Source organism: Pseudomonas sp. S2_B07, assembly GCF_054668435.1.
In genome coordinates this window covers 4987289-5008332 of the sequence record NZ_CP162769.1, presented here as the reverse complement: position 1 = coordinate 5008332, position 21044 = coordinate 4987289, and the positions used below count along the sequence as shown (strand labels likewise).

General features: G+C 58.2%; 21 protein-coding genes and 1 pseudogene. 14 read left to right on the top strand and 8 right to left on the bottom strand.

What is annotated here, in order from left to right:
* Positions 1-45: 45 nt before the first annotated feature.
* Complete coding sequence (locus AB4N43_RS23050) at positions 46-777, bottom strand: HugZ family pyridoxamine 5'-phosphate oxidase (RefSeq protein WP_027922859.1); 732 nt, start codon at positions 775-777, stop codon at positions 46-48.
* 165 nt (positions 778-942) lie between these two features.
* On the opposite strand from AB4N43_RS23050, the gene AB4N43_RS23045 reads away from it, so the two are divergent.
* The gene (locus AB4N43_RS23045; RefSeq protein ID WP_027922858.1) at positions 943-1701 is read left to right on the top strand and encodes an SDR family oxidoreductase; all 759 of its coding nucleotides are present in this window, start codon (positions 943-945) and stop codon (positions 1699-1701) included.
* A gap of 137 nt (positions 1702-1838) precedes the next feature.
* On the opposite strand, the gene apbC is transcribed toward AB4N43_RS23045, so the two are convergent.
* Positions 1839-2933: an iron-sulfur cluster carrier protein ApbC gene (gene apbC, locus AB4N43_RS23040; protein WP_027922857.1), complete on the bottom strand. Its 1095-nt coding sequence runs from the start codon at positions 2931-2933 to the stop codon at positions 1839-1841.
* Positions 2934-3261: 328 nt separating this feature from the next.
* On the opposite strand from apbC, the gene metG reads away from it, so the two are divergent.
* From metG to AB4N43_RS23000, 8 genes and pseudogenes are all read left to right on the top strand, one after another.
* Positions 3262-5313 (top strand): methionine--tRNA ligase, encoded by a 2052-nt coding sequence (gene metG / locus AB4N43_RS23035; RefSeq protein WP_460151975.1) that lies wholly within the window; start codon positions 3262-3264, stop codon positions 5311-5313.
* A gap of 142 nt (positions 5314-5455) precedes the next feature.
* Positions 5456-6025, top strand: coding sequence for an electron transport complex protein RnfA (locus AB4N43_RS23030; protein ID WP_027922855.1), 570 nt, complete (start codon positions 5456-5458; stop codon positions 6023-6025).
* Positions 6022-7235 (top strand): annotated as a pseudogene (gene rsxB, locus AB4N43_RS23025) (electron transport complex subunit RsxB). Before AB4N43_RS23030 ends, rsxB begins: the two are co-directional and overlap by 4 nt.
* Positions 7222-8211 carry an RnfABCDGE type electron transport complex subunit D gene (locus tag AB4N43_RS23020; RefSeq protein WP_059182239.1) on the top strand — a complete coding sequence of 330 codons (990 nt, stop codon included), beginning with the start codon at positions 7222-7224 and terminating at the stop codon, positions 8209-8211. The pseudogene rsxB and the gene AB4N43_RS23020 overlap by 14 nt, the downstream one beginning before the upstream one ends.
* A complete protein-coding gene (locus tag AB4N43_RS23015; protein ID WP_027922852.1) occupies positions 8208-8819 on the top strand; it encodes an RnfABCDGE type electron transport complex subunit G in 612 nt (203 codons plus the stop codon). The genes AB4N43_RS23020 and AB4N43_RS23015 overlap by 4 nt, the downstream gene beginning before the upstream one ends.
* Positions 8812-9321 (top strand): Rnf-Nqr domain containing protein, encoded by a 510-nt coding sequence (locus tag AB4N43_RS23010; RefSeq protein WP_194940573.1) that lies wholly within the window; start codon positions 8812-8814, stop codon positions 9319-9321. The genes AB4N43_RS23015 and AB4N43_RS23010 overlap by 8 nt, the downstream gene beginning before the upstream one ends.
* A gap of 30 nt (positions 9322-9351) precedes the next feature.
* Complete coding sequence (gene nth / locus AB4N43_RS23005) at positions 9352-9990, top strand: endonuclease III (RefSeq protein ID WP_027922850.1); 639 nt, start codon at positions 9352-9354, stop codon at positions 9988-9990.
* Positions 9991-10096: 106 nt separating this feature from the next.
* Entirely contained in the window at positions 10097-10276 is a 180-nt protein-coding gene (locus AB4N43_RS23000) for a PA3496 family putative envelope integrity protein (RefSeq protein WP_059182237.1), read from the top strand.
* Between the two features lie 82 nt (positions 10277-10358).
* Here AB4N43_RS23000 and AB4N43_RS22995 read toward each other — a convergent pair whose 3' ends face one another.
* On the bottom strand, positions 10359-10985 hold the full coding sequence (locus AB4N43_RS22995; RefSeq protein ID WP_007943575.1) for a response regulator transcription factor: 627 nt from the start codon (positions 10983-10985) through the stop codon (positions 10359-10361).
* A gap of 595 nt (positions 10986-11580) precedes the next feature.
* Here AB4N43_RS22995 and AB4N43_RS22990 point away from each other — a divergent pair.
* Positions 11581-12186: a hypothetical protein gene (locus AB4N43_RS22990; protein WP_194940632.1), complete on the top strand. Its 606-nt coding sequence runs from the start codon at positions 11581-11583 to the stop codon at positions 12184-12186.
* A 155-nt stretch (positions 12187-12341) separates the two neighbouring features.
* On the opposite strand, the gene AB4N43_RS22985 is transcribed toward AB4N43_RS22990, so the two are convergent.
* Both AB4N43_RS22985 and AB4N43_RS22980 read right to left on the bottom strand, forming a co-directional pair.
* Complete coding sequence (locus AB4N43_RS22985) at positions 12342-13559, bottom strand: argininosuccinate synthase (RefSeq protein WP_027922848.1); 1218 nt, start codon at positions 13557-13559, stop codon at positions 12342-12344.
* Between the two features lie 129 nt (positions 13560-13688).
* Entirely contained in the window at positions 13689-14600 is a 912-nt protein-coding gene (locus AB4N43_RS22980) for a flagellar protein MotY (protein ID WP_027922847.1), read from the bottom strand.
* Positions 14601-14759: 159 nt separating this feature from the next.
* On the opposite strand from AB4N43_RS22980, the gene pyrC reads away from it, so the two are divergent.
* Both pyrC and rnt read left to right on the top strand, forming a co-directional pair.
* A complete protein-coding gene (gene pyrC, locus AB4N43_RS22975) occupies positions 14760-15806 on the top strand; it encodes a dihydroorotase (protein ID WP_460151974.1) in 1047 nt (348 codons plus the stop codon).
* A complete protein-coding gene (gene rnt / locus AB4N43_RS22970; RefSeq protein ID WP_027922845.1) occupies positions 15803-16480 on the top strand; it encodes a ribonuclease T in 678 nt (225 codons plus the stop codon). Before pyrC ends, rnt begins: the two co-directional genes overlap by 4 nt.
* 73 nt (positions 16481-16553) lie before the next feature.
* Here the strand turns inward: rnt and AB4N43_RS22965 are convergent, their stop codons facing one another.
* Positions 16554-17156, bottom strand: coding sequence for a peroxiredoxin (locus tag AB4N43_RS22965; protein ID WP_194940574.1), 603 nt, complete (start codon positions 17154-17156; stop codon positions 16554-16556).
* Between the two features lie 313 nt (positions 17157-17469).
* Between AB4N43_RS22965 and AB4N43_RS22960 the strand changes: the two genes are divergently transcribed.
* Both AB4N43_RS22960 and bfr read left to right on the top strand, forming a co-directional pair.
* Positions 17470-17688 carry a bacterioferritin-associated ferredoxin gene (locus AB4N43_RS22960; RefSeq protein WP_007943567.1) on the top strand — a complete coding sequence of 73 codons (219 nt, stop codon included), beginning with the start codon at positions 17470-17472 and terminating at the stop codon, positions 17686-17688.
* A 198-nt stretch (positions 17689-17886) separates the two neighbouring features.
* A complete protein-coding gene (gene bfr, locus AB4N43_RS22955) occupies positions 17887-18363 on the top strand; it encodes a bacterioferritin (protein ID WP_027922842.1) in 477 nt (158 codons plus the stop codon).
* 85 nt (positions 18364-18448) lie between these two features.
* Here bfr and grxD read toward each other — a convergent pair whose 3' ends face one another.
* Entirely contained in the window at positions 18449-18790 is a 342-nt protein-coding gene (gene grxD / locus AB4N43_RS22950) for a Grx4 family monothiol glutaredoxin (protein WP_007943565.1), read from the bottom strand.
* Between the two features lie 97 nt (positions 18791-18887).
* Complete coding sequence (locus AB4N43_RS22945) at positions 18888-20993, bottom strand: molybdopterin oxidoreductase family protein (RefSeq protein WP_194940575.1); 2106 nt, start codon at positions 20991-20993, stop codon at positions 18888-18890.
* Positions 20994-21044 lie beyond the last annotated feature (51 nt).

Here is a 21044-nt window from a genome sequence, read left to right as displayed (position 1 = left end):
AATGCCTTGCCAGTTAGCCTTAGATGACGTCGCCCTTTCGTGAATTCAAGCGTCGGCGACTTCTTTTTTGGGCCAATGCTCGGCGTGAGCCAGGAAAACCAAGGCTTCCCGGACTTGTGTCGGCGTATTACAAGGTGCTTGAAACGGCAACCAATACAGCGCCTGACCGATGCGTAAATGCATGCCTTCGGTGTCGATGCCGGCCAGTTGCGCCGGTTCGGTTTTCGGCAGGCCCGCCAGGTCGACGTAGTGCGCGATGGCTTTGGCGTGATCGGCATTCATGTGCTCGACCATGCTCACCTCGGCTTTGCCGGCAAACGGGTTGGCCAGAGTCAGGTGATCAACCCAGTGAATTGCGCCGAAGCCACCGATGTAGCGGTGACGCACGGGTTTGAGCACCCAGAAATCGAAATCGTGAGCCTTGTGATAGCTCTGCGATTCAGGGAAATAGCGGTAGTAACGCTCGGCGGCCGCTTCAATGGCCGCTTCGTCCTCGAGCTTTTCTGCTTCGGCAAGGTACGTCAGCCGACCAACGGCTTGCACGTCATCGGCCTCGCGCTCGCCCACGAACAGCGAACATTTCGGGTCTTTTTGCAGGTTGTGCGTGTGCTGGGCGATGCGGCTGATAAGGATCAGCGGCCGGCCCTGCTCGTCCAGGCAGTAAGGAACCACCGAGCCAAACGGGTACCCCGGCATCGACTTGGAGTGGGTCGAAAGCACTCCCCGGTATTCCTTGAGAAGCAATTCTCGGGCATTCTTGGCCGCTTCAACGCTCAATTTATGACTCCTTATATAGAATCCGTCGAAAAAACGGACAGGCGCCTGGGGATAAGTATCCAGTACGCCGTCGGGGCAGTTCTCATGTGCAGCCAGGCCACATCAGGCGCAGATCGAGAGGCCCTCTACTAGGAAACCACTCTGACCTGCTATTGGGGCATGCGAATGCAACTCACTGACAAAGTAATCATTATCACTGGCGGTTGCCAGGGTTTAGGCCGTTCGATGGCCGAGTATTTCGCAGGTAAAGGCGCGAAGCTGGCGCTGGTGGACCTGAACCAGGAAAAACTCGACGACACCGTCGCCGCGTGCAAGGCCAAGGGCGTCGAGGCGCGCAGCTACCTGTGCAACGTCGCCAATGAAGAGCAAGTGACCCACATGGTCGCCCAGGTCGCCGAAGATTTCGGTGCGATCCACGGCCTGATCAACAACGCCGGCATCCTGCGCGACGGCCTGCTGTTGAAGGTCAAGGACGGCGAAATGACCAAGATGAGCCTGGCCCAATGGCAGGCGGTCATCGACGTCAACCTGACTGGCGTGTTCCTGTGCACCCGTGAAGTCGCGGCAAAAATGGTCGAGCTGAACAACAGCGGCGCGATCATCAATATCTCCTCGATTTCCCGTGCCGGCAACGTTGGCCAGACCAACTACTCGGCCGCCAAGGCTGGCGTGGCGGCAGCGACCGTGACCTGGGCCAAGGAACTGGCGCGCTACGGCATTCGCGTGGCGGGCATCGCCCCGGGCTTTATCGAAACCGAAATGACGCTGGGCATGAAGCCTGAAGCGCTGGAGAAAATGACGGCCGGTATTCCGCTCAAGCGCATGGGTAAACCGGAAGAGATCGCCCATTCGGCGGCGTACATTTTCGAGAACGACTACTACACCGGCCGGATCCTCGAAATGGATGGCGGGTTGCGAATCTAAGGCAACACCCAAAACCCTGTAGCAGCTGCCGAGGCACGAGGCTGCGTTGTGTGTCCGCAGGACCGCCCTCGGGGGCCGCTGCGCAGCCCAACGCAGCCTCGTGCCTCGGCAGCTGCTACAACATCACCATCAGCGAATCAATCGTCGCTGATGGTGATGTTCGGCATCGCCGGCGACGCCGCTTCCTGCAACACGATCCGCGCGCCGACGTGGCGAGCGAGTTCCTGATACACCAACGCAATCGGGCTGTCCGGCTCGGCGATCACGGTTGGCTTGCCGCCATCGGCCTGTTCGCGAATGGCCATCGCCAGCGGCAACGAGGCCAACAGTTCGACGCCATACTGGTTGGCCAGCTTCACACCCCCGCCTTCACCAAACAGATGCTCGGCATGCCCGCAGTTGGAGCAGATGTGCACGGCCATGTTTTCTACAACGCCCAGCACCGGGATATTGACCTTGCGGAACATCTCCACGCCTTTGCGCGCGTCCAGCAACGCGAGGTCTTGCGGGGTCGTGACGATGACGGCACCGGCCACCGGGACTTTCTGTGCCAGGGTCAGCTGAATGTCACCGGTGCCTGGCGGCATGTCGATGACCAGGTAATCGAGGTCGCCCCATGCGGTCTGGGTGACCAGTTGCAGCAGCGCACCGGAGACCATCGGCCCGCGCCAGACCATCGGCGTGTTGTCGTCGGTCAGGAACGCCATCGACATCACTTCAACGCCATGGGACTCGATCGGCACAAACCACTTCTGATCCTTGACCTTTGGTCGGGTGCCTTCGGGGATGCCAAACATGATGCCCTGGCTCGGACCGTAGATGTCCGCGTCGAGAATCCCGACCTTGGCACCTTCACGGGCCAGCGCCAGCGCCAGGTTCGCGGCGGTGGTGGACTTGCCCACGCCGCCCTTGCCGGACGCCACGGCCACCACGTTTTTCACGTTGGCCAACCCCGGGATCTGCGCCTGAGCCTTGTGCGCGGCAATCACGCTGGTGATGTCGACACGGGCCGTCGTTACGCCGTCGAGGCCTTCGATAGCCATTTGCAGCATCTGCGACCAGCCGCTCTTGAACAGGCCGGCGGCGTAACCCAACTCCAGCTGGACGCTGACACGATCACCCTGGATGTCGATATTACGTACACATCCGGCGCTGACCGGGTCCTGGTTCAGGTAAGGGTCGGTGTATTGGCGAAGGACGGCTTCCACCGCTGCGCGATTGACGGCGCTCATGGGCAACTCCGATAGCAAGACTGGAAAATCAGGCGGGTATCCTACGCCGGACATACATTTGTGGCGAGGGCGCTTGCTCCCGCTCGGCTGCGAAGCAGTCGCAATCAGGCAGACGCACTCCTTCCGCCGAAAACGGGTTGCAGGGTTTGGGGCGGCTTCGCCACCCAGCGGGAGCAAGCTCCCTCGCTACACACAAGCATTTTCACGCTGTTACTGCCTGTTCACAGGTTTGGGCATTCGATGCAACCGGAAACAGGCTCACAGGGTGAAAAATATGCGCCGGCGCTTTATAGTGGCCGACCTCCGTTTCATCAAGTAGCCGAGCCCCATGTCCGAGCCACGCAAGATCCTCGTCACCAGCGCCCTGCCCTATGCCAATGGTTCGATCCACCTTGGCCATATGCTGGAATACATCCAGACCGATATGTGGGTGCGCTTCCAGAAGCACCGCGGCAACCAATGCATTTATGTCTGCGCTGACGACGCCCACGGTTCGGCGATCATGCTGCGCGCGGAAAAAGAAGGCATCACCCCGGAACAACTGATCGCCAACGTCCAGGCTGAACACAGCGCCGACTTTGCCGACTTCCTGGTGGACTTCGACAACTTCCACTCCACTCACGCCGAAGAAAACCGTGAGCTGTCGAGCCAGATCTACCTGAAGCTGCGCGACGCCGGGCACATCGCCCAGCGCTCCATCACGCAATACTTCGACCCGGAAAAGAAAATGTTCCTGGCCGACCGCTTCATCAAGGGCACTTGCCCGAAGTGCGGCACCGAAGACCAGTACGGCGACAACTGCGAAAAATGCGGTGCGACCTACGCGCCCACCGACCTGAAGGACCCGAAGTCGGCGATCTCTGGCGCCACGCCGGTGCTCAAGGATTCCCAGCACTTCTTCTTCAAGCTGCCGGACTTCCAGGAAATGCTGCAAACCTGGACCCGCAGCGGCACCCTGCAAGACGCCGTGGCCAACAAGATCGCCGAATGGCTGGACGCCGGCCTGCAACAGTGGGACATCTCCCGCGATGCGCCGTATTTCGGCTTCGAGATTCCAGACGAGCCGGGCAAATATTTCTACGTGTGGCTGGATGCGCCGATCGGCTACATGGCCAGCTTCAAGAACCTGTGCGACCGTACGCCGGAACTGGACTTCGACGCGTTCTGGGGCAAGGACTCCACCGCCGAGCTGTACCATTTCATCGGCAAGGACATCGTTAACTTCCACGCCCTGTTCTGGCCAGCGATGCTTGAAGGCGCGGGCTTCCGCAAACCGACCGGCATCAACGTGCACGGCTACCTGACCGTCAACGGTCAGAAAATGTCCAAGTCCCGTGGCACCTTCATCAAGGCCCGGACGTACCTGGATCACTTGTCGCCGGAATACCTGCGCTACTACTACGCGGCCAAGCTGAGCCGTGGCGTCGACGACCTCGACCTGAACCTCGAAGACTTCGTGCAGAAGGTCAACTCGGACCTGGTCGGCAAAGTCGTCAACATCGCCAGCCGTTGCGCCGGCTTCATCCATAAAGGCAACGCCGGTGTACTGGTGGCCGGTAATGCCGCACCTGAGCTGACCGACGCGTTCCTGGCTGCTGCGCCCAGCATCGCCGAGGCTTACGAGGCTCGCGACTTCGCCCGCGCCATGCGTGAAATCATGGGCCTGGCCGACCGTGCCAACGCCTGGATCGCCGACAAGGCCCCGTGGTCGCTGAACAAACAGGAAGGCAAGCAGGACGAAGTCCAGGCCATCTGCGCCTTGGGCGTCAACCTGTTCCGCCAGTTGGTGATTTTCCTCAAGCCGGTCCTGCCGTTGCTGGCCGCCGACGCCGAGGCGTTCCTGAACGTCGCACCGCTGACCTGGAACGACCACGCCACCCTGCTCAGCAACCACCAGCTGAACGAGTTCAAGCCGTTGATGACCCGTATCGACCCGGTGAAAGTGCAGGCCATGAGCGACGCGTCGAAAGAAGACCTGACCGCCAGCGCAACCGATACCGGCGAAGCTGCACCGGCCGGCAACGGCGAACTGGCCAAGGATCCGCTGTCGCCAGAGATCGAGTTCGACGCGTTCGCTGCGATCGACCTGCGCGTCGCACTGATCGTCAAGGCTGAACACGTGGAAGGCGCCGACAAGTTGCTGCGCCTGACCCTGGACATCGGTGACGAGCAACGCAACGTGTTCTCCGGGATCAAGAGTGCTTACCCGGACCCGTCCAAGCTCGATGGTCGCCTGACCATGATGATCGCCAACCTCAAGCCACGAAAAATGAAGTTCGGCATCTCCGAAGGCATGGTGATGGCGGCCGGTCCTGGCGGTGAAGAAATCTACCTGCTCAGCCCTGACAGCGGCGCCAAGCCGGGTCAGCGCATCAAGTAAGGTCGTGCTGTAAACCGATCCCACAGTCGTGCCTGACGCGACTGTGGGATTTTCATATCTGGCCCACCCTCCGTCCTTGCCGGATAATGCCTAAGCTTTTTAGACCACTCGTTAAAAAGCCCCCGTTCTTGCCGGCACGATCATGACCGAGATACTTCTTACGCTTATCAGCGCTGCCCTGATCAACAATGTCGTGTTGCACTGGCCGCTGGGCGCCGATCCGCTACTGGGCAACGCGCATCGGCAAGTTCATGCACTGGGCATTGCGACCACCTGTTTGATGCTGCTGGTTGGCACGCTGGGCTATAGCGCTGACCGTTGGATGCTGGTGCCGCTGGAGCTGACCTCGCTGCGTCTTTTCGTGTTCCTGCCCTTAAGCGTGTTGCTGATCTCACCATTGTTGAAAGCGCTGTCGCGGCTGTTGCCCAGATTGGTGTTCGACGGGCTCTGGCCGCTTCTTTTGGGCAATGCTGGCGTGCTCGGGTTGACGTTACTCAACGCTCAGGACGACAAGGGATTCTTTCACGCCGCCTTCCTGTGCCTCGGCGCCGGGCTGGGGTTTTGGCTGGTGCTGAGCCTGTTCAGCGATTTGCGCCAGCGCACACTCGATAACGATATCCCCCTGCCCTTTCGTGGCCTGCCGATCGAGCTGATCGGCGCCGGACTGATCGCAGTGGCATTTCTCGGATTTAGCGGACTGATCAAAACATGAGTCTGATTCAACGCATCGACGCCCTCCTGCCGCAGACTCAATGCGGCAAGTGTGGCCACCCCGGATGCAAGCCCTACGCCGAAGGCATCGCCAGCGGCGAGCCGATCAACAAGTGCCCGCCCGGCGGCAGTGAGACCATTGCGGCATTGGCCGACCTGTTGAAAGTACCGGTGCTGGAACTGGACACCAGTCGCGGTTCAGCCCCGGCGCAGATTGCCTATATTCGCGAAGCCGAATGCATCGGTTGCACCAAATGCATCCAGGCCTGCCCGGTCGACGCCATTGTTGGCGCGGCCAAGTTGATGCACACGGTAATCATCGACGAATGCACCGGTTGCGACCTCTGCGTGGCGCCCTGCCCGGTGGACTGCATCGAGATGCGCCCGTTGCCGCTGGCCACGGTACTGCCGATTGTCGGAGGCCTGGCCTTCAGCCTTGAAGAGCAACGCGCTCGCGCCGCCAAACGCAACCATGCAAGGCGCCGCTTTGAACAACGCAACGCCCGCTTGCAGCGCGAGGAACAACAGAAAATCGCAGAACGTCAGGCCCGCGCCCAACGCGCTGTTGCACACAGTGAAGTGACGACGGCTGACCCGGTGCAAGCGGCGCTTGAACGCGTGCGCGCACAAAAAGCGGCGAACGCTGATGCGGCGTTGAAAAAGGCCAAGATCGATGTGGCGATGAGTCGGGCGCAGCTGAACAAGTCGCTCAAGGCCTTCGGGCATCCACCGACCTTCGAGCAGCAATCGCAACTGATCGTGCTGCAACAACAGTTCGAGGCCGCCGAACAGGCTTTGGCGCAACTGGAAAGCACTTCAGCAGCCCCCCGACGCCAGTGGTCCCGGCGAAGGATGCCGAGTTGAAGCGGGCGAAGATTCAGTTGGCCATGCGTCGCGCCGAACTCAAGAAAGCCCAGACCAACGAAGCACCGGCCGAACAGCTCGAAGCCCTGCAACAAGCGCTCAATGAGGCGGAACAGGCGTTGCACGTCGCGGAAGCGGCGAGTGAACAACCGCTGCCGGACCTGACACGCATCGAAAAGCGCCCCATCGACAGCCAGCTTCGACAGCTGAAAACCGAATTGGCCTACGCCCGTGCCGACGTCAGCAAACTCGAACGAGGTGCGGACACCCCGAACGAATTGATCGCCAAGGCCCGCGCGCGGCTGCTGGAAGCCCAGCGCCAGGTGGATGCCTATGTCGCCCCTTGAATCGGTGGACGAACGCCTCCAGCAGGCCATGAAGCTGGTGTTGCTGGCCACCGTGCCGGGGATGCTGACGTTGTTTTGGCTGTATGGCTGGGGCGTCTTGATCAACCTGATACTGGCGGCCGCCACCGCGCTGGCGGTTGAAGGTGCCGTGTTGCGACTTCGCCGGCGTCCGCTCAAACCCACGTTGAGCGACGGTAGCGCGCTGGTCAGTGCGACGTTGCTGGCGCTGGCATTGCCGCCGTACTGTCCGTGGTGGTTGACGGTCTGTGCAGCGGCGTTCGCGATACTCGGCAAACAGTTGTATGGCGGGGTGGGCAAGAATCCGTTCAACCCGGCGATGCTCGGTTTCGCTCTGGTGCTGGTGACGTTTCCCCAACAGATGACGCACTGGCCATCCTCCCACGGCATGGACTTGCTCGGCGGCCTGCAACAGATATTCGGCTTCAACCTCAGCGCGACACCAGACGCTTGGGCCCAGGCCACCGCACTGGACAGCCTGCGCATCAACAAAAGCCTGACCATGGACGAACTCTTTGCCGGCAACCCGGCATTCGGTCATTTCGGCGGACGCGGCGTGGAATGGGTCAACCTGGCTTTTCTCGCCGGCGGCCTCTTTCTCCTGCAACGTCGAGTGTTCAGCTGGCATGCACCGGTCGGCATGCTCGCCAGCCTGTTTGTCATCAGCCTGCTGTGCTGGAACGGTTCGGGCTCCGATTCCCATGGCTCACCGCTGTTTCATCTGCTCACCGGAGCCACCATGCTGGGGGCTTTTTTCATTGTCACTGAACCGGTGTCCGGGGCAAAAAACGCAGGTGCCCGATTGCTCTTTGGTCTCGGTGTCGGCTTGCTGACTTACCTGATACGGACCTGGGGCGGTTATCCGGACGGATTGGCATTTGCCGTGCTGCTGATGAACCTTTGTGTACCGGCGCTGGAGCGTTTTATCGCGTCCAGGCAAGAGCCAGTGACCCCATGAACCGAGCGTCCAGTGTGGTGATTCTGGTGTTACTGGCCGGATTGGGAATCGGCGCGACTTACTTCGCGCACCACAGCAGCGCCCCGCGCATTGCGGCAGAACAACGGCTGATCGACAGTCGCAACCTGCTGGACCTGCTACCGCCGGAAAACTACGACAATCAACCACTGGAACAGCCGCTCGACCTCGCCAACATCCCGTTGGCCAACAGCACGCTGCTGGGCGGCAACCTGGCGACCAAGGCCGGCCAGCCGAGCGCGGTATTGCTGCGCAGCCAGACTCTGGGCTATGAAGGCAAAATCGAGTTGATGATTGCCATCGATGCCAACGGTAAGTTGTTGGGGGTCAAAACCCTCAAGCAATCGGAAACGCCGGGGCTGGGGGGCAAGATCGCCGACTGGCCGAACGCATGGCTTCAGGTGTTTACCGGTAAGTCCCGCAACGACCCCGGCGACACGGGCTGGGCCTTGAAAAAGGATCAGGGACAATTCGATCAGGTGGCAGGGGCGACCATCACTTCAAGGGCGGTGATCAGCGCCATTCATGACGCCTTGCGCTACTTCGATGAACACCGCGATCAATTGATCGGGAGTGGCGCCCATGACTAAGTCATCGACCCTGCAAAACTCACTGTTGCTGGCGCCCCTGATCGGCGCCACGACCTCCTGGACGGCGGCGCTGGGACTGTGGCTGATGTTCATCGTGGTCATCAGTGCTTACGGCATTGGCATGTGGGCCTTGCGATCGCGACTGGTGCCGTCCGCCCGCTTGCTTGCCAGTATCCTGCTGGCCGCCACGCTCACCAGCTGCGCGCAAATGGCCGCACAAGTGTTGTCACTTCAATCGCACCAGCCTGTGGCCCTTTACGCAGGACTGATCGCCCTGCAGTGCGTTGTGCTGGAATACAACGGTTTCTTCCAGAGCCCGCGCCGTGATCGCTTGCGCCTATGCGCCGTGTTTGGCGCATTGATGCTGGGCCTGGGCCTGCTGCGAGAGCTCCTTGGCAACGGTGGTCTGCACCTCGCCACGCTAGTCCCCGGCGGGTTCATCCTGCTGGGAGTGTTGATTGCCGCACGTCAGGCATGGGCTCGCTCGACGCCCTCACATTGATTGACTGTTTTTTAGGGAAACGCATCGCCCATGAATGCCGCAAAACGTTTGGAAATTTTCCGCCGGTTTCACGAAGACAACCCGGAACCCAAGACTGAACTGGCCTATTCGTCGCCCTTCGAATTGCTGATTGCCGTCATTCTTTCTGCTCAGTCGACCGATGTCGGCGTCAACAAGGCCACCGCCAAACTCTATCCCGTGGCCAACACCCCGGCGGCGATCTACGCGCTCGGCGTCGAAGGGCTGTCGGAATACATCAAGACGATCGGCCTGTTTAACAGCAAAGCGAAAAACGTGATCGAAACCTGTCGCTTGCTGGTGGAACGCCACGGCGGTGAAGTCCCGCAAACCCGCGAGGAACTGGAAGCGCTCCCGGGCGTCGGCCGCAAGACGGCGAACGTGGTGCTCAATACCGCCTTTCGCCAACTGACCATGGCCGTGGACACCCATATCTTCCGGGTCAGCAACCGCACCGGAATTGCTCCCGGCAAGAATGTCGTCGAGGTTGAGCAGAAACTGATGAAATTTGTACCCAAGCAATACCTGCTCGACTCGCATCACTGGCTGATCCTTCACGGGCGTTACGTTTGCCTGGCCCGCAAGCCCCGCTGCGGCAGCTGCCGGATCGAGGACTTATGCGAATACAAGCAAAAGACCTCGGACGATTGAGGCGCTATTAAAATTATTGATGCATCGATTGAAAAAATCTTTTTTACCCGCCGGGCGATTATCGATATAAGGGGCGCCAAAGGCAGTCTTAGCCTGGAGTTGACCTATGAGCACTGGCAAAGAGCAATTGGACGTAGAAGACGACTTCACACCCGTTGAGGCCGAAGACGCTGAACCGGTGGTAGAAGTGGCAAAGACCAACCTGAGCAAACGTCGCACCATCGACAACCTGCTGGAGGAGCGCCGACTGCAAAAGCAATTGGCCGACTACGATTTTGACCTGTAACCCCTAAAAGCCTCCCGAAACGGAGGCTTTTTACTAAGCGCCAATCACTGATGAGCACGGCGTCATCAGACGTGGGTGGCACTTATACCAGGCCATTGCGTTGAGCCAGTTCGATCAGGTCGACCAGGGAGCGAGCATTAAGCTTCAACAACAGGCGGGTTTTGTAGGTACTGACGGTTTTATTGCTGAGAAACATTCCATCGGCAATCTCCTTATTGGTCTTTCCTCTGGCCAACTGTTGTAAAACCATCATTTCGCGTCCGGACAAACGATCCACCATATCGGCTTCACTGGCATTGCCAAGACTTGACCGCACGGTATGCAACGCTTGATTCGGAAAGTAACTGTAGCCTGACAGCACGGCTTTTATTGCACTGAGCAACTCAGTCAGGTCCTGTTGTTTACATACATAGCCAGCAGCCCCCGACTGCATGCAACGCATGGAAAAATGCCCCGGTGCCTGTGAAGTCAATATCAGCACTTTAAGTGGCATCGCCGTCGATGTCAGTCGCGCAATGACCTCCAGCCCATCCAGCTTGGGTATTCCAATATCCAGAATGACAATGTCCGGCATTAGTTCACGGGCCAGTTGTAATGCGTCCACGCCGTTATCTGTTTCTGCAATGACTTCGTAGCCATGGCGCTCCATTAGCATACGCACCGCAAGACGAATGACGGGGTGATCATCCACGATCAGCACTTTATTCATGGGCAAGTCCAATTTCGCTGTTCGAATTTTTAGAGCCCGCACAATAGCCTAGTCGCTTCATCCATGGCATGCCGCCGCCCTCAGCCACCCACAACCAGAGACATTTCTTACAAATTTAAAAGATTGGTCCTACAAATTTCTTAAAACAAATTGCATCCTGCACGGTATCAAATTTCGCGCACCCAGCCTTCCGGCCATTTTTCCGTACCGAATTACGGCAATAAAAAACATTAATCCATCACGCGCGCGCCTCCGACAAAAAAACCAGTACTCAGCTACACTCGAAAACTGGCAAGACGCTCCCCTCAATAGAAAACCTTACACAAAAAATATCATCTTCCGGCACAACAAATTACTTATTTCAGGACACACTTAAAAATCAGACAACCCACAATGTTTTCCAGCAAAACATGCCACACAAAAAAACAACACTCAAACACTTACGCCACCTCACCAAAACTTTAAAACATACAACTCGAAATCGGAGAATTCCCCAACTATATTGCCAGCAGCTTTCGCACAACAGATTCCAACAACCCAACAAACAAACCTTTAAACCATCGAGCAAAAGTTAATACCACAATGAGCAAAGACCATTATGAAACCCAAAAGAAAAATGACGACCCCCATGACTATCATTGCAATATTCGCGACACTGTCTGAAGCATCCGCGGCTCTTTCATTGCCCTTTCTCGGCGATGAAGAACGAGCGCTGTACATCTGGTTTCTGATCAGCTTTCCGTTTTATTTGCTTTTCCTGTTCTTCGTGACCCTTAACTTCAATTATCGGTCGCTTTACGCGCCTTCTGATTTTGAAAAGGGAGAGCACTTTTTAGCTGTCATGAAAAGCGCTGATCGCAAGGACAACACTGCCTCCATGCCTAATCTTGCGGCCCGGCATTACGTCTGCCTGCCTGAACGGCTGAAGGATCTGCACATCGTCGATACGCGCGTAACGGGTCAGCCGTTAGCGTTCAGCTCACTGCTGGAGAGCATTCAGCCCCCACAGAAAAACCTCGCGCAAGTGATCGTATTTCTCACGTGCGGCGACTCGGAGACATCGCTGAAAGAAAGCGTGCTCAAGCATTCGAAACTGACAAGGAAGCGCAGCGGTTCTATCTTCTGCGTTGCTTATAATTCGAGCTCTCAAGCGCTGACAATCATTGGGCAAACGTTTTATCCGGCAGAGACCGGCAGGTAGCTCTTGAAGAGCAAAAGGAGAGAAAAGCAGCAGAAAGGCGTAACAGGCATCAAGAACAAGCTGAATGCTCGAAGAATGCCAGGTAGAACATCCCCATTACGAGGTGTGGCCTTGTCACCGACAAGGCCACACTTCTATTACCAACGGCAAAGGTCTCAGAACAGCTTGCGGCCTTTGTTCGCGGCAATGCGCATACGCAGGGCGTTGAGCTTGATGAAGCCCGCTGCGTCGGCCTGGTTGTAAGCACCACCGTCTTCTTCGAAGGTCGCGATATTGGCGTCGAACAACGATTCGTCAGACTTGCGACCGGTCACGATCACGTTGCCCTTGTACAGCTTCAGGCGAACAACGCCGTTCACGTGGGCCTGGGACGCATCGATCATCTGTTGCAACATCAGACGCTCAGGGCTCCACCAGTAACCGGTGTAGATCAGGCTGGCGTATTTCGGCATCAGCTCGTCTTTGAGGTGAGCCACTTCGCGGTCCAGGGTGATCGATTCGATCGCACGGTGAGCGCGCAGCATGATGGTGCCACCAGGCGTTTCGTAGCAACCACGGGACTTCATGCCCACGTAACGGTTCTCGACGATGTCGAGACGGCCGATACCGTGTTCACCACCGATACGGTTCAGGGTCGCCAGCACGGTGGCCGGGGTCATTTCGACGCCGTCCAGTGCGACGATGTCGCCGTTACGGTAGGTCAGTTCCAGGTATTGCGGTTTGTCTGGAGCGTTCTCCGGGGAGACGGTCCATTTCCACATATCTTCTTCGTGCTCGGTCCAGGTGTCTTCCAGCACGCCGCCTTCATAGGAGATGTGCAGCAGGTTGGCATCCATCGAGTACGGGGATTTTTTCTTGCCGTGACGCTCGATCGGGATGTTGTGCTTTTCAGCGTAATCCATCAGCTTTTCACGGGACAGCAGGTCCCATTCGCGCCACGGAGCGATCACTTTCACACCTGGCTTCAAGGCGTACGCGCCCAGTTCGAAACGAACCTGGTCATTGCCCTTGCCGGTGGCACCGTGGGAAATGGCGTCAGCACCGGTTTCGTTGGCGATTTCGATCAGGCGTTTGGCGATCAACGGACGAGCGATGGAAGTACCCAGCAGGTACTCGCCTTCGTAAACGGTGTTGGCGCGGAACATCGGGAAAACGAAATCACGCACGAATTCTTCGCGCAAGTCGTCGATGTAGATCTCTTTGACGCCCATGGCCTGTGCCTTGGCGCGCGCAGGTTCGACCTCTTCGCCCTGACCCAGGTCAGCGGTGAAGGTCACCACTTCACAGTTATAAGTATCCTGCAGCCACTTGAGGATCACCGAAGTGTCCAGGCCGCCGGAATACGCCAGAACGACCTTGTTTACGTCCGCCATGCCATCACTCCACGGGGTTCTACGGAAAGCCGTGAAGTCTACCGGTCATACGAAATAATTTACAGTGTCGCGACAGCTTATGACGACGAAGCGACAGATTCTGTCGATCGGGCGACGATTTCAGCAGGCTCAGGAGGTCGTCGCAGCGCTTCCCGGTGTCGCCCCTTGAGGCGCGACTTTCTCCGTCGGCGCGACGCGTTCCAGACGCACGGCAACCCGGCGGTTCTTCGCGCGGTTGGCGGCGTTGGTGTTGGGCGCTAAAGGGTAACGCTCGCCGTGGAAGCGCATGGTGATCTGCGATTCCTGAATGCCGTTGGCCTTGAAGTAATCCATCACCGCCAATGCACGCCGGCGTGACAGTTCACGGTTGGCCAGACGATTGCCGCTGTTGTCGGAGTGCCCGTCGAGCTCGATGTGATTGACCGATGGATCAGCCTTCATGAACTCCAGCATCACTTGCAACTGCGCCTTGGCATGCGCATCGAGATCGATGCCTTCAGCACCCGTGAAGGTGATTTCGGACTGTTTGACCTGTTCGAAATTCTTCGGCAGCAGTTTCGCCACGCAGCTTTGGTAATCATTGAACGCCTTGCTGAACTTGACCGGCAACAGCCGTACCTCCGAGACCCTGCCATCACCTGAGGCATGCCGGATCACTGGACTGCGGCCATCGATCAAGCCACTGATCAAGCGCCCGGCCTGAGCTTGCGAGCTGTTGAACAGCACATTACCGCTGCCCAGGCGTACCAAACCCAGATTGATGTCGCCACGCCCTGGTTGCCACGGCGCGGCGGCCGCCAGCAAGGTTGCCGAACCGCCCCCAATCATCGCGTTGTAGGTGTTCAGACGAAATATCGCCTGCTCACCGGCACGGCGTACGAATTCACCCGACCCGAAATCGGTGATCGGCTGAGTCAGGCGGCATTCGAACTTGTCACCTTCGACCGTCCACTCGATGCTCTCCAGACGCGTCTGGAAAGTGAGCGCCATCGCAGGAAGGCTGGCAAACACGCTGAGCAAGGCTAAATAACGCTGGCGCACGGGAGGCTCCACTGGCTTCTACAACAAAAAGACCGACACACGCATGTTTCCGGCATACCTGATTCATATCGGTAGGTTCCTGTAAAACTTGATAGCGAGTGCCTGCAAGAGTCTTTTCCGGTAGCATTCCCCTGAGTTTGACCCGCCTGGAATCCCCTCATGTCCGACCGCCTGACCCTGCTGCGTCCCGACGACTGGCACATTCATCTTCGCGATGGTGCCGTGTTGACCAATACCGTTGCGGATGTTGCGCGCACCTTTGGTCGCGCCATCATCATGCCCAACCTGGTACCTCCGGTGCGTAACGCCGCTGAAGCCGACGGCTATCGCCAGCGAATCCTTGCTGCACGCCCGGCCGGCAGTCGCTTCGAACCGTTGATGGTGCTTTACCTGACCGACCGCACCCAGCCCGAAGAAATTCGCGAGGCCAAGGCCAGCGGTTTCGTGTACGCCGCCAAGCTGTACCCGGCCGGCGCGACCACCAACTCGGATTCTGGCGTCACCAGCATCGACAAGATCTTCCCTGCGCTCGAGGCCATGGCCGAAGTCGGGATGCCGTTGCTGATTCACGGTGAAGTCACCCGTGGCGATGTCGACGTGTTCGACCGCGAAAAAATCTTCATCGATGAGCACATGCGCCGTGTGGTCGAGCGTTTCCCGACGCTTAAAGTGGTGTTCGAACACATCACCACCGCCGATGCCGTGCAGTTCGTCAACGAGGCTTCGGCCAACGTCGGCGCAACCATCACCGCGCATCACCTGCTGTACAACCGCAACCACATGCTGGTGGGCGGGATTCGGCCGCACTTCTATTGCCTGCCGATTCTCAAGCGCAATACACACCAGGAAGCCCTGCTCGACGCCGCCACCAGCGGCAGCGAAAAGTTCTTCCTGGGCACCGACTCGGCCCCCCATGCCCAGCACGCCAAAGAAGCCGTGTGTGGCTGCGCCGGTTGCTACACCGCGTATGCGGCCATCGAGATGTACGCCGAAGCGTTCGAACAGCGCAACGCGCTGGACAAGCTCGAAGCCTTCGCCAGCCTCAACGGCCCGCGTTTCTATGGCCTGCCAGCGAACACCGACCGCATTACCCTGGTCCGCGATGAGTGGACCGCCCCAACCAGCCTGCCATTTGGCGAGTTGACCGTTATCCCGCTGCGCGCCGGTGAAAAACTGCGCTGGCGCCTGCTGGAGGAACACGCGTGAGTGAAGACCATTTCGACGACGAACAGGACGGTCAAGGCGGTGGAGGCGGTCCTCGTCATCCAATGGCAGCCAGATTCCGTGGCTACCTGCCGGTCGTCGTCGACGTAGAAACCGGTGGTTTCAACTCGGCCACCGACGCCCTGCTGGAAATTGCTGCAACCACCATCGCCATGGACGAAAAAGGGTTTGTGTACCCCGATCACACCTACTTCTTCCGTGTAGAGCCTTTTGAAGGCGCAAACATCGAAGCAGCGGCGCTGGAATTCACCGGAATCAAACTCGATCACCCGCTGCGCATGGCCGTGAGTGAAGAAGCGGCGCTGACCGATATTTTCCGCGGCATCCGCAAGGCCCTGAAAGCCAACGGCTGCAAACGGGCGATTCTGGTCGGCCACAACAGCAGCTTCGATTTGGGCTTCCTCAACGCAGCCGTCGCACGCCTGGACATGAAACGTAACCCGTTTCATCCGTTCTCCAGCTTCGACACCGCGACCCTTGCCGGCCTGGCCTACGGTCAGACCGTGCTGGCCAAGGCCTGCCAGGCAGCGGATATCGACTTCGACGGTCGCGAGGCCCACTCGGCTCGTTATGACACCGAGAAGACGGCAGAGCTGTTCTGCGGCATCGTCAATCGCTGGAAACAAATGGGCGGCTGGGAAGATTTCAACGACTGATCTGTCGCTGATGAATCCCGCGCATAAAAAAACCGGCCACTGAGGCCGGTTTTTTTATGCCTGACGCTTGGGCTTACAGCGCCGCAGCGTGCTCGGTCAGGTAAGCAGCAACGCCTTCTGGCGAAGCGTTCATGCCCTTGTCGCCTTTTTTCCAGTTGGCAGGGCAAACTTCGCCGTGCTCTTCGTGGAATTGCAGAGCGTCGACCAGACGGATCAGCTCTTCCATGTTACGGCCCAGCGGCAGGTCGTTGATGATCTGCGAACGGACAACGCCTTTGTCGTCGATCAGGAACGCGCCACGGAAAGCCACGCCGTCAGCGGACTGAACGTCGTAGGCCTTCATGATTTCCTGCTTGATGTCGGCAGCCATGGTGTAGCGAACCTGGCCGATACCGCCATTGTTCACCGGGGTGTTGCGCCAGGCGTTGTGGGTGAAGTGCGAGTCGATCGACACGGCAACCACTTCAACGTTGCGGGACTTGAAGTCAGCCATGCGGTTGTCCAGAGCGATCAGCTCGGACGGGCAAACGAAGGTGAAGTCCAGTGGGTAGAAGAACACCAGGCCGTATTTGCCTTTGATGGCCGACGACAGGGTGAAGCTGTCTACGATTTCGCCAGTGCCGAGGACGGCTGGAACGGTGAAGTCCGGGGCTTGTTTGCCTACGAGTACGCTCATTGGATATCTCCTGGTCTATTAACGTGAAGAACTGGATTCGCATCAGCCTGCCACCCTCAGGCGACAGCCCTGTGACACGATCCCCTTCGAAGGACCGACCATCATACACGGCGTTTTTAGGCTGTCCTCAACGGTTTTTTTCAGGAGGAGCAAAATTGCCGTAATGACCGTTACTGGCAGATTGCCTGATTGAAAACCGTTCGTCGGTCACGCCCGCTTATATCGCAAAGCTTTCAGAAACCACTTTGACAATCATTCTCGTTAACATTAAGATCCATCGCAATTGAGTCACAACCAGCGACGGTTTTTTCTTATGTATGTCTGCCTCTGCACTGGCGTCACCGACGGTCAAATCCGCGATGCAATCTATGAAGGTTGCTGCAGCTATAAGGAAGTCCGTCAGGCCACCGGCGTAGCCAGCCAATGCGGCAAATGCGCCTGCCTTGCAAAGGAAGTGGTTCGCGAAACCCTGACCAAATTGCAATCGGCCCAGGCAGCCATTCCTTTCCCGGTAGAATTTACTGCCGCGTAAAGCCCCTGTTTCAAAGAACCGGACTTGATGTCCGGTTTTTTTATGTCTGAAAATCAATCGCTTACGCTCCAGACGCGGAACACAAACATTCTTATTCAGATTAATTTTCATATAAGTTTCAATAACTTAGGTTTGACACCCTTACATACGCAGCTCAAACTCAGCCTTATTGACAGCTACTCAGGGCAGGACCCCATCATGAAAGGCGACGTTACAGTCATCCAGCATCTCAACAAGATCCTTGCCAATGAGCTGGTCGCGATCAATCAATACTTCTTGCATGCGCGCATGTATGAAGATTGGGGCCTGAACAAGCTGGGCAAGCACGAGTACCACGAATCCATCGATGAGATGAAGCACGCGGACAAGCTGATCAAGCGCATCCTGTTCCTTGAAGGCCTGCCGAACGTCCAGGACCTGGGCAAGCTGCACATCGGCGAGCACACCAAGGAAATGCTTGAGTGCGACCTGCGTATCGAGCGCACTGGCCATGCCGATCTGAAAGTCGCCATCGCTCATTGCGAAACGGTCGGTGACTTCGGTAGCCGTGAACTGCTCGAAGACATTCTCGAATCCGAAGAAGAACATATCGACTGGCTGGAAACCCAACTGGGCCTGATCGATAAAGTCGGTCTTGAGAACTACCTGCAATCGCAGATGGGCGAAGACGAGTAAGTGAGCGCCCGCTAAACTCGAGACATTAAAAAGCCCCGCACTCTTTTAAAGAGGCGGGGCTTTTTTATTGCCTACAAATACCGAATCAAGCTTCGGTCTTGTTGGCAGCGGCCGCTTCAACAGCGGCTTTGATCGTGGTCTGCAACGAACCGTCAGCAGCCATTTCAGTCATGATGTCGCTACCGCCGACCAGCTCACCACCGACCCACAGTTGCGGGAAGGTTGGCCAGTTGGCGTATTTTGGCAGGTTGGCGCGGATTTCCGGGTTCTGCAGGATGTCCACGTACGCAAACTTTTCGCCACATGCCATCACGGCCTGCGCGGCTTTCGCGGAGAAGCCACACTGCGGGGCATTCGGCGAACCTTTCATGTAAAGCAGAATGGTGTTGTTAGCAATCTGCTCTTTAATCGTTTCGATGATATCCATGGAGCACCTCGGCTGAACTTTCCGACTCAGAGGTCGGCACGGTGGCGCATTGTAACGGAAACCCGAGCGCCATGCTCGGTCTCCCCGACAGACACGATCACGCCGCCGCCACGGTGACCGGCACGCCGTTCAACGCCGCATTCCCCGACAACTCGTCGAGCAGACATTCATCGGTCAGGTCATTGGCGCTGGATCCCGGCTGGCCACTGGCAATCGTCATCTGCACACCCGGCCGCGCATGCCCCCAGCCGTGCGGCAGGCTGACCACGCCTTTCATCATGTCCAGGCTGGCGACCACTTCCACTTCAATCATGCCCACCCTCGAACTCACCCGCACGCGCTGCCCGTCGCTGAGTCCGCGACTGGACAGGTCGTCGGGGTGCATCAGCAATTGATGACGTGGTTTGCCCTTCACCAGGCGCTGATAGTTGTGCATCCACGAGTTGTTGCTGCGCACATGACGGCGGCCAATCATCAGCAACTGATCAGCGGCCGGTGCTTGTAGTGCGGCGAAACGTGCGAGGTCGGCAAGGATCGCCGGCGGCGCTGCCTGCACTCGCTGATTGGCGGTTTTCAAACGTGGCGCGAGGTTGGATTTCAACGCGCCCAGGTCGACCCCATGCGGATGGTCGAACAAGGTGGCCAGCGACAGTTTGTGTTCCGACGCATCGCCATACAGCCCCATCCGCAAGCCAAGGTCGATCATTTGCGCGGGCGCAATCGTCGGTTTCAGTTCTTTGCCAGTCTTCGCCGCAAACGCCTTGGCCAGGCCGACAAAGATCTCCCAGTCATGCAACGCACCTTCCGGCTTGGCCAGAATCGCCCGGTTGAAACGCGTCACGTTGCGTACCGCGAACATGTTGAACGTCGTGTCGTAGTGATCGTTTTCCAGCGCCGAGGTCGAGGGCAGAATCAGGTCGGCATAGCGCGTGGTTTCATTGATGTACAGGTCGACGCTGACCATGAATTCCAGACCATCCAGCGCTTGTTCCAGTTGCCGGCCATTGGGTGTCGACAGCACCGGATTGCCAGCGACGGTGATCAGGGCGCGAACCTGCCCTTCCCCTTCGGTGAGCATTTCTTCAGCCAGCGCCGATACCGGCAACTCGCCGGCGTATTCCGGACGTGCGGACACACGGCTTTGCCACCGATTGAAATGCCCGCCCGAAGTCGACGCCACCAGGTCCACCGCCGGCTCGGTGCACAACGCACCGCCGACGCTATCAAGGTTGCCGGTGACCAGATTGATCAATTGCACCAGCCAATGGCACAGCGTACCGAATGCTTGGGTCGAGACGCCCATGCGGCCGTAACACACCGCGGTCGGCGCCGCCGCAAAATCCCGCGCCAGTTGGCGGATCTGTTCGGCCGGTACGGCGCACAACGGGCTCATGGCTTCGGCGGTGAACGTGGCGATGGCCTGGCGCACGTCATCCAGACCGTCGACCGGCAAATGACTCTCACGCGTCAGGTTTTCAGCGAACAAGGTATTGAGCAGCCCGAACAACAACGCCGCATCGCCACCGGGACGCACGAACAGGTGCTGATCGGCCATCGCGGCGGTTTCGCTGCGACGCGGATCGACCACCACCACTTTGCCGCCCCGGGCCTGAATCGCCTTCAAGCGCTTTTCCACATCCGGCACGGTCATGATGCTGCCGTTGGACGCCAGCGGGTTACCGCCCAGGATCAGCATGAAATCGGTGTGATCGATGTCCGGAATCGGCAACAACAATCCATGGCCGTACATCAAATGACTGGTCAGGTGATGCGGCAACTGATCGACGGACGTCGCGGAAAAACGGTTACGGGTTTTCAGCAGCCCCAGGAAATAATTGCTGTGGGTCATCAACCCGTAGTTGTGCACGCTGGGGTTGCCTTGGTACACCGCCACCGCGTTCTGCCCGTGACGCTCCTGAATCGCTGCGAGGCGTTCGGCTACCAGGCTGAAGGCGTCTTCCCACGCGATAGGTTGCCATTCGCTGCCCACTCGCAGCATCGGCTGACGCAGACGATCCGGATCGTTCTGAATATCTTGCAGGGCCACCGCCTTGGGGCAGATGTGCCCACGGCTGAACGTATCCAGCGGATCGCCCTTGATCGAGGTGATCTGCACCGCGCCGTCGGCTTCAGTGGTTTCGAGGGTCAGGCCGCAAATGGCTTCACACAAGTGGCAGGCACGGTGATGGAGAGTCTTGGTCATGGCCAGTCTCTGTCTTGTTCTGAGCGGGCAATAGCGGCCGCGGGATCAAAA

What these genes read in the sequence shown, in the direction of transcription:
- apbC (WP_027922857.1), bottom strand. Translation starts at nt 2,933, where the DNA reads ATGAGCGCCGTCAATCGCGCAGCGGTGGAAGCCGTCCTTCGCCAATAC.
- AB4N43_RS22995 (WP_007943575.1), bottom strand. Translation starts at nt 10,985, where the DNA reads ATGAATAAAGTGCTGATCGTGGATGATCACCCCGTCATTCGTCTTGCG.
- grxD (WP_007943565.1), bottom strand. Translation starts at nt 18,790, where the DNA reads ATGGATATCATCGAAACGATTAAAGAGCAGATTGCTAACAACACCATT.
- metG (WP_460151975.1), top strand. Translation starts at nt 3,262, where the DNA reads ATGTCCGAGCCACGCAAGATCCTCGTCACCAGCGCCCTGCCCTATGCC.
- AB4N43_RS23015 (WP_027922852.1), top strand. Translation starts at nt 8,208, where the DNA reads ATGAACCGAGCGTCCAGTGTGGTGATTCTGGTGTTACTGGCCGGATTG.
- AB4N43_RS23045 (WP_027922858.1), top strand. Translation starts at nt 943, where the DNA reads ATGCAACTCACTGACAAAGTAATCATTATCACTGGCGGTTGCCAGGGT.
- AB4N43_RS23030 (WP_027922855.1), top strand. Translation starts at nt 5,456, where the DNA reads ATGACCGAGATACTTCTTACGCTTATCAGCGCTGCCCTGATCAACAAT.
- AB4N43_RS22945 (WP_194940575.1), bottom strand. Translation starts at nt 20,993, where the DNA reads ATGACCAAGACTCTCCATCACCGTGCCTGCCACTTGTGTGAAGCCATT.
- bfr (WP_027922842.1), top strand. Translation starts at nt 17,887, where the DNA reads ATGAAAGGCGACGTTACAGTCATCCAGCATCTCAACAAGATCCTTGCC.
- nth (WP_027922850.1), top strand. Translation starts at nt 9,352, where the DNA reads ATGAATGCCGCAAAACGTTTGGAAATTTTCCGCCGGTTTCACGAAGAC.
- pyrC (WP_460151974.1), top strand. Translation starts at nt 14,760, where the DNA reads ATGTCCGACCGCCTGACCCTGCTGCGTCCCGACGACTGGCACATTCAT.
- AB4N43_RS23020 (WP_059182239.1), top strand. Translation starts at nt 7,222, where the DNA reads ATGTCGCCCCTTGAATCGGTGGACGAACGCCTCCAGCAGGCCATGAAG.
- AB4N43_RS23010 (WP_194940573.1), top strand. Translation starts at nt 8,812, where the DNA reads ATGACTAAGTCATCGACCCTGCAAAACTCACTGTTGCTGGCGCCCCTG.
- AB4N43_RS22985 (WP_027922848.1), bottom strand. Translation starts at nt 13,559, where the DNA reads ATGGCGGACGTAAACAAGGTCGTTCTGGCGTATTCCGGCGGCCTGGAC.
- AB4N43_RS22960 (WP_007943567.1), top strand. Translation starts at nt 17,470, where the DNA reads ATGTATGTCTGCCTCTGCACTGGCGTCACCGACGGTCAAATCCGCGAT.
- AB4N43_RS23000 (WP_059182237.1), top strand. Translation starts at nt 10,097, where the DNA reads ATGAGCACTGGCAAAGAGCAATTGGACGTAGAAGACGACTTCACACCC.
- AB4N43_RS22965 (WP_194940574.1), bottom strand. Translation starts at nt 17,156, where the DNA reads ATGAGCGTACTCGTAGGCAAACAAGCCCCGGACTTCACCGTTCCAGCC.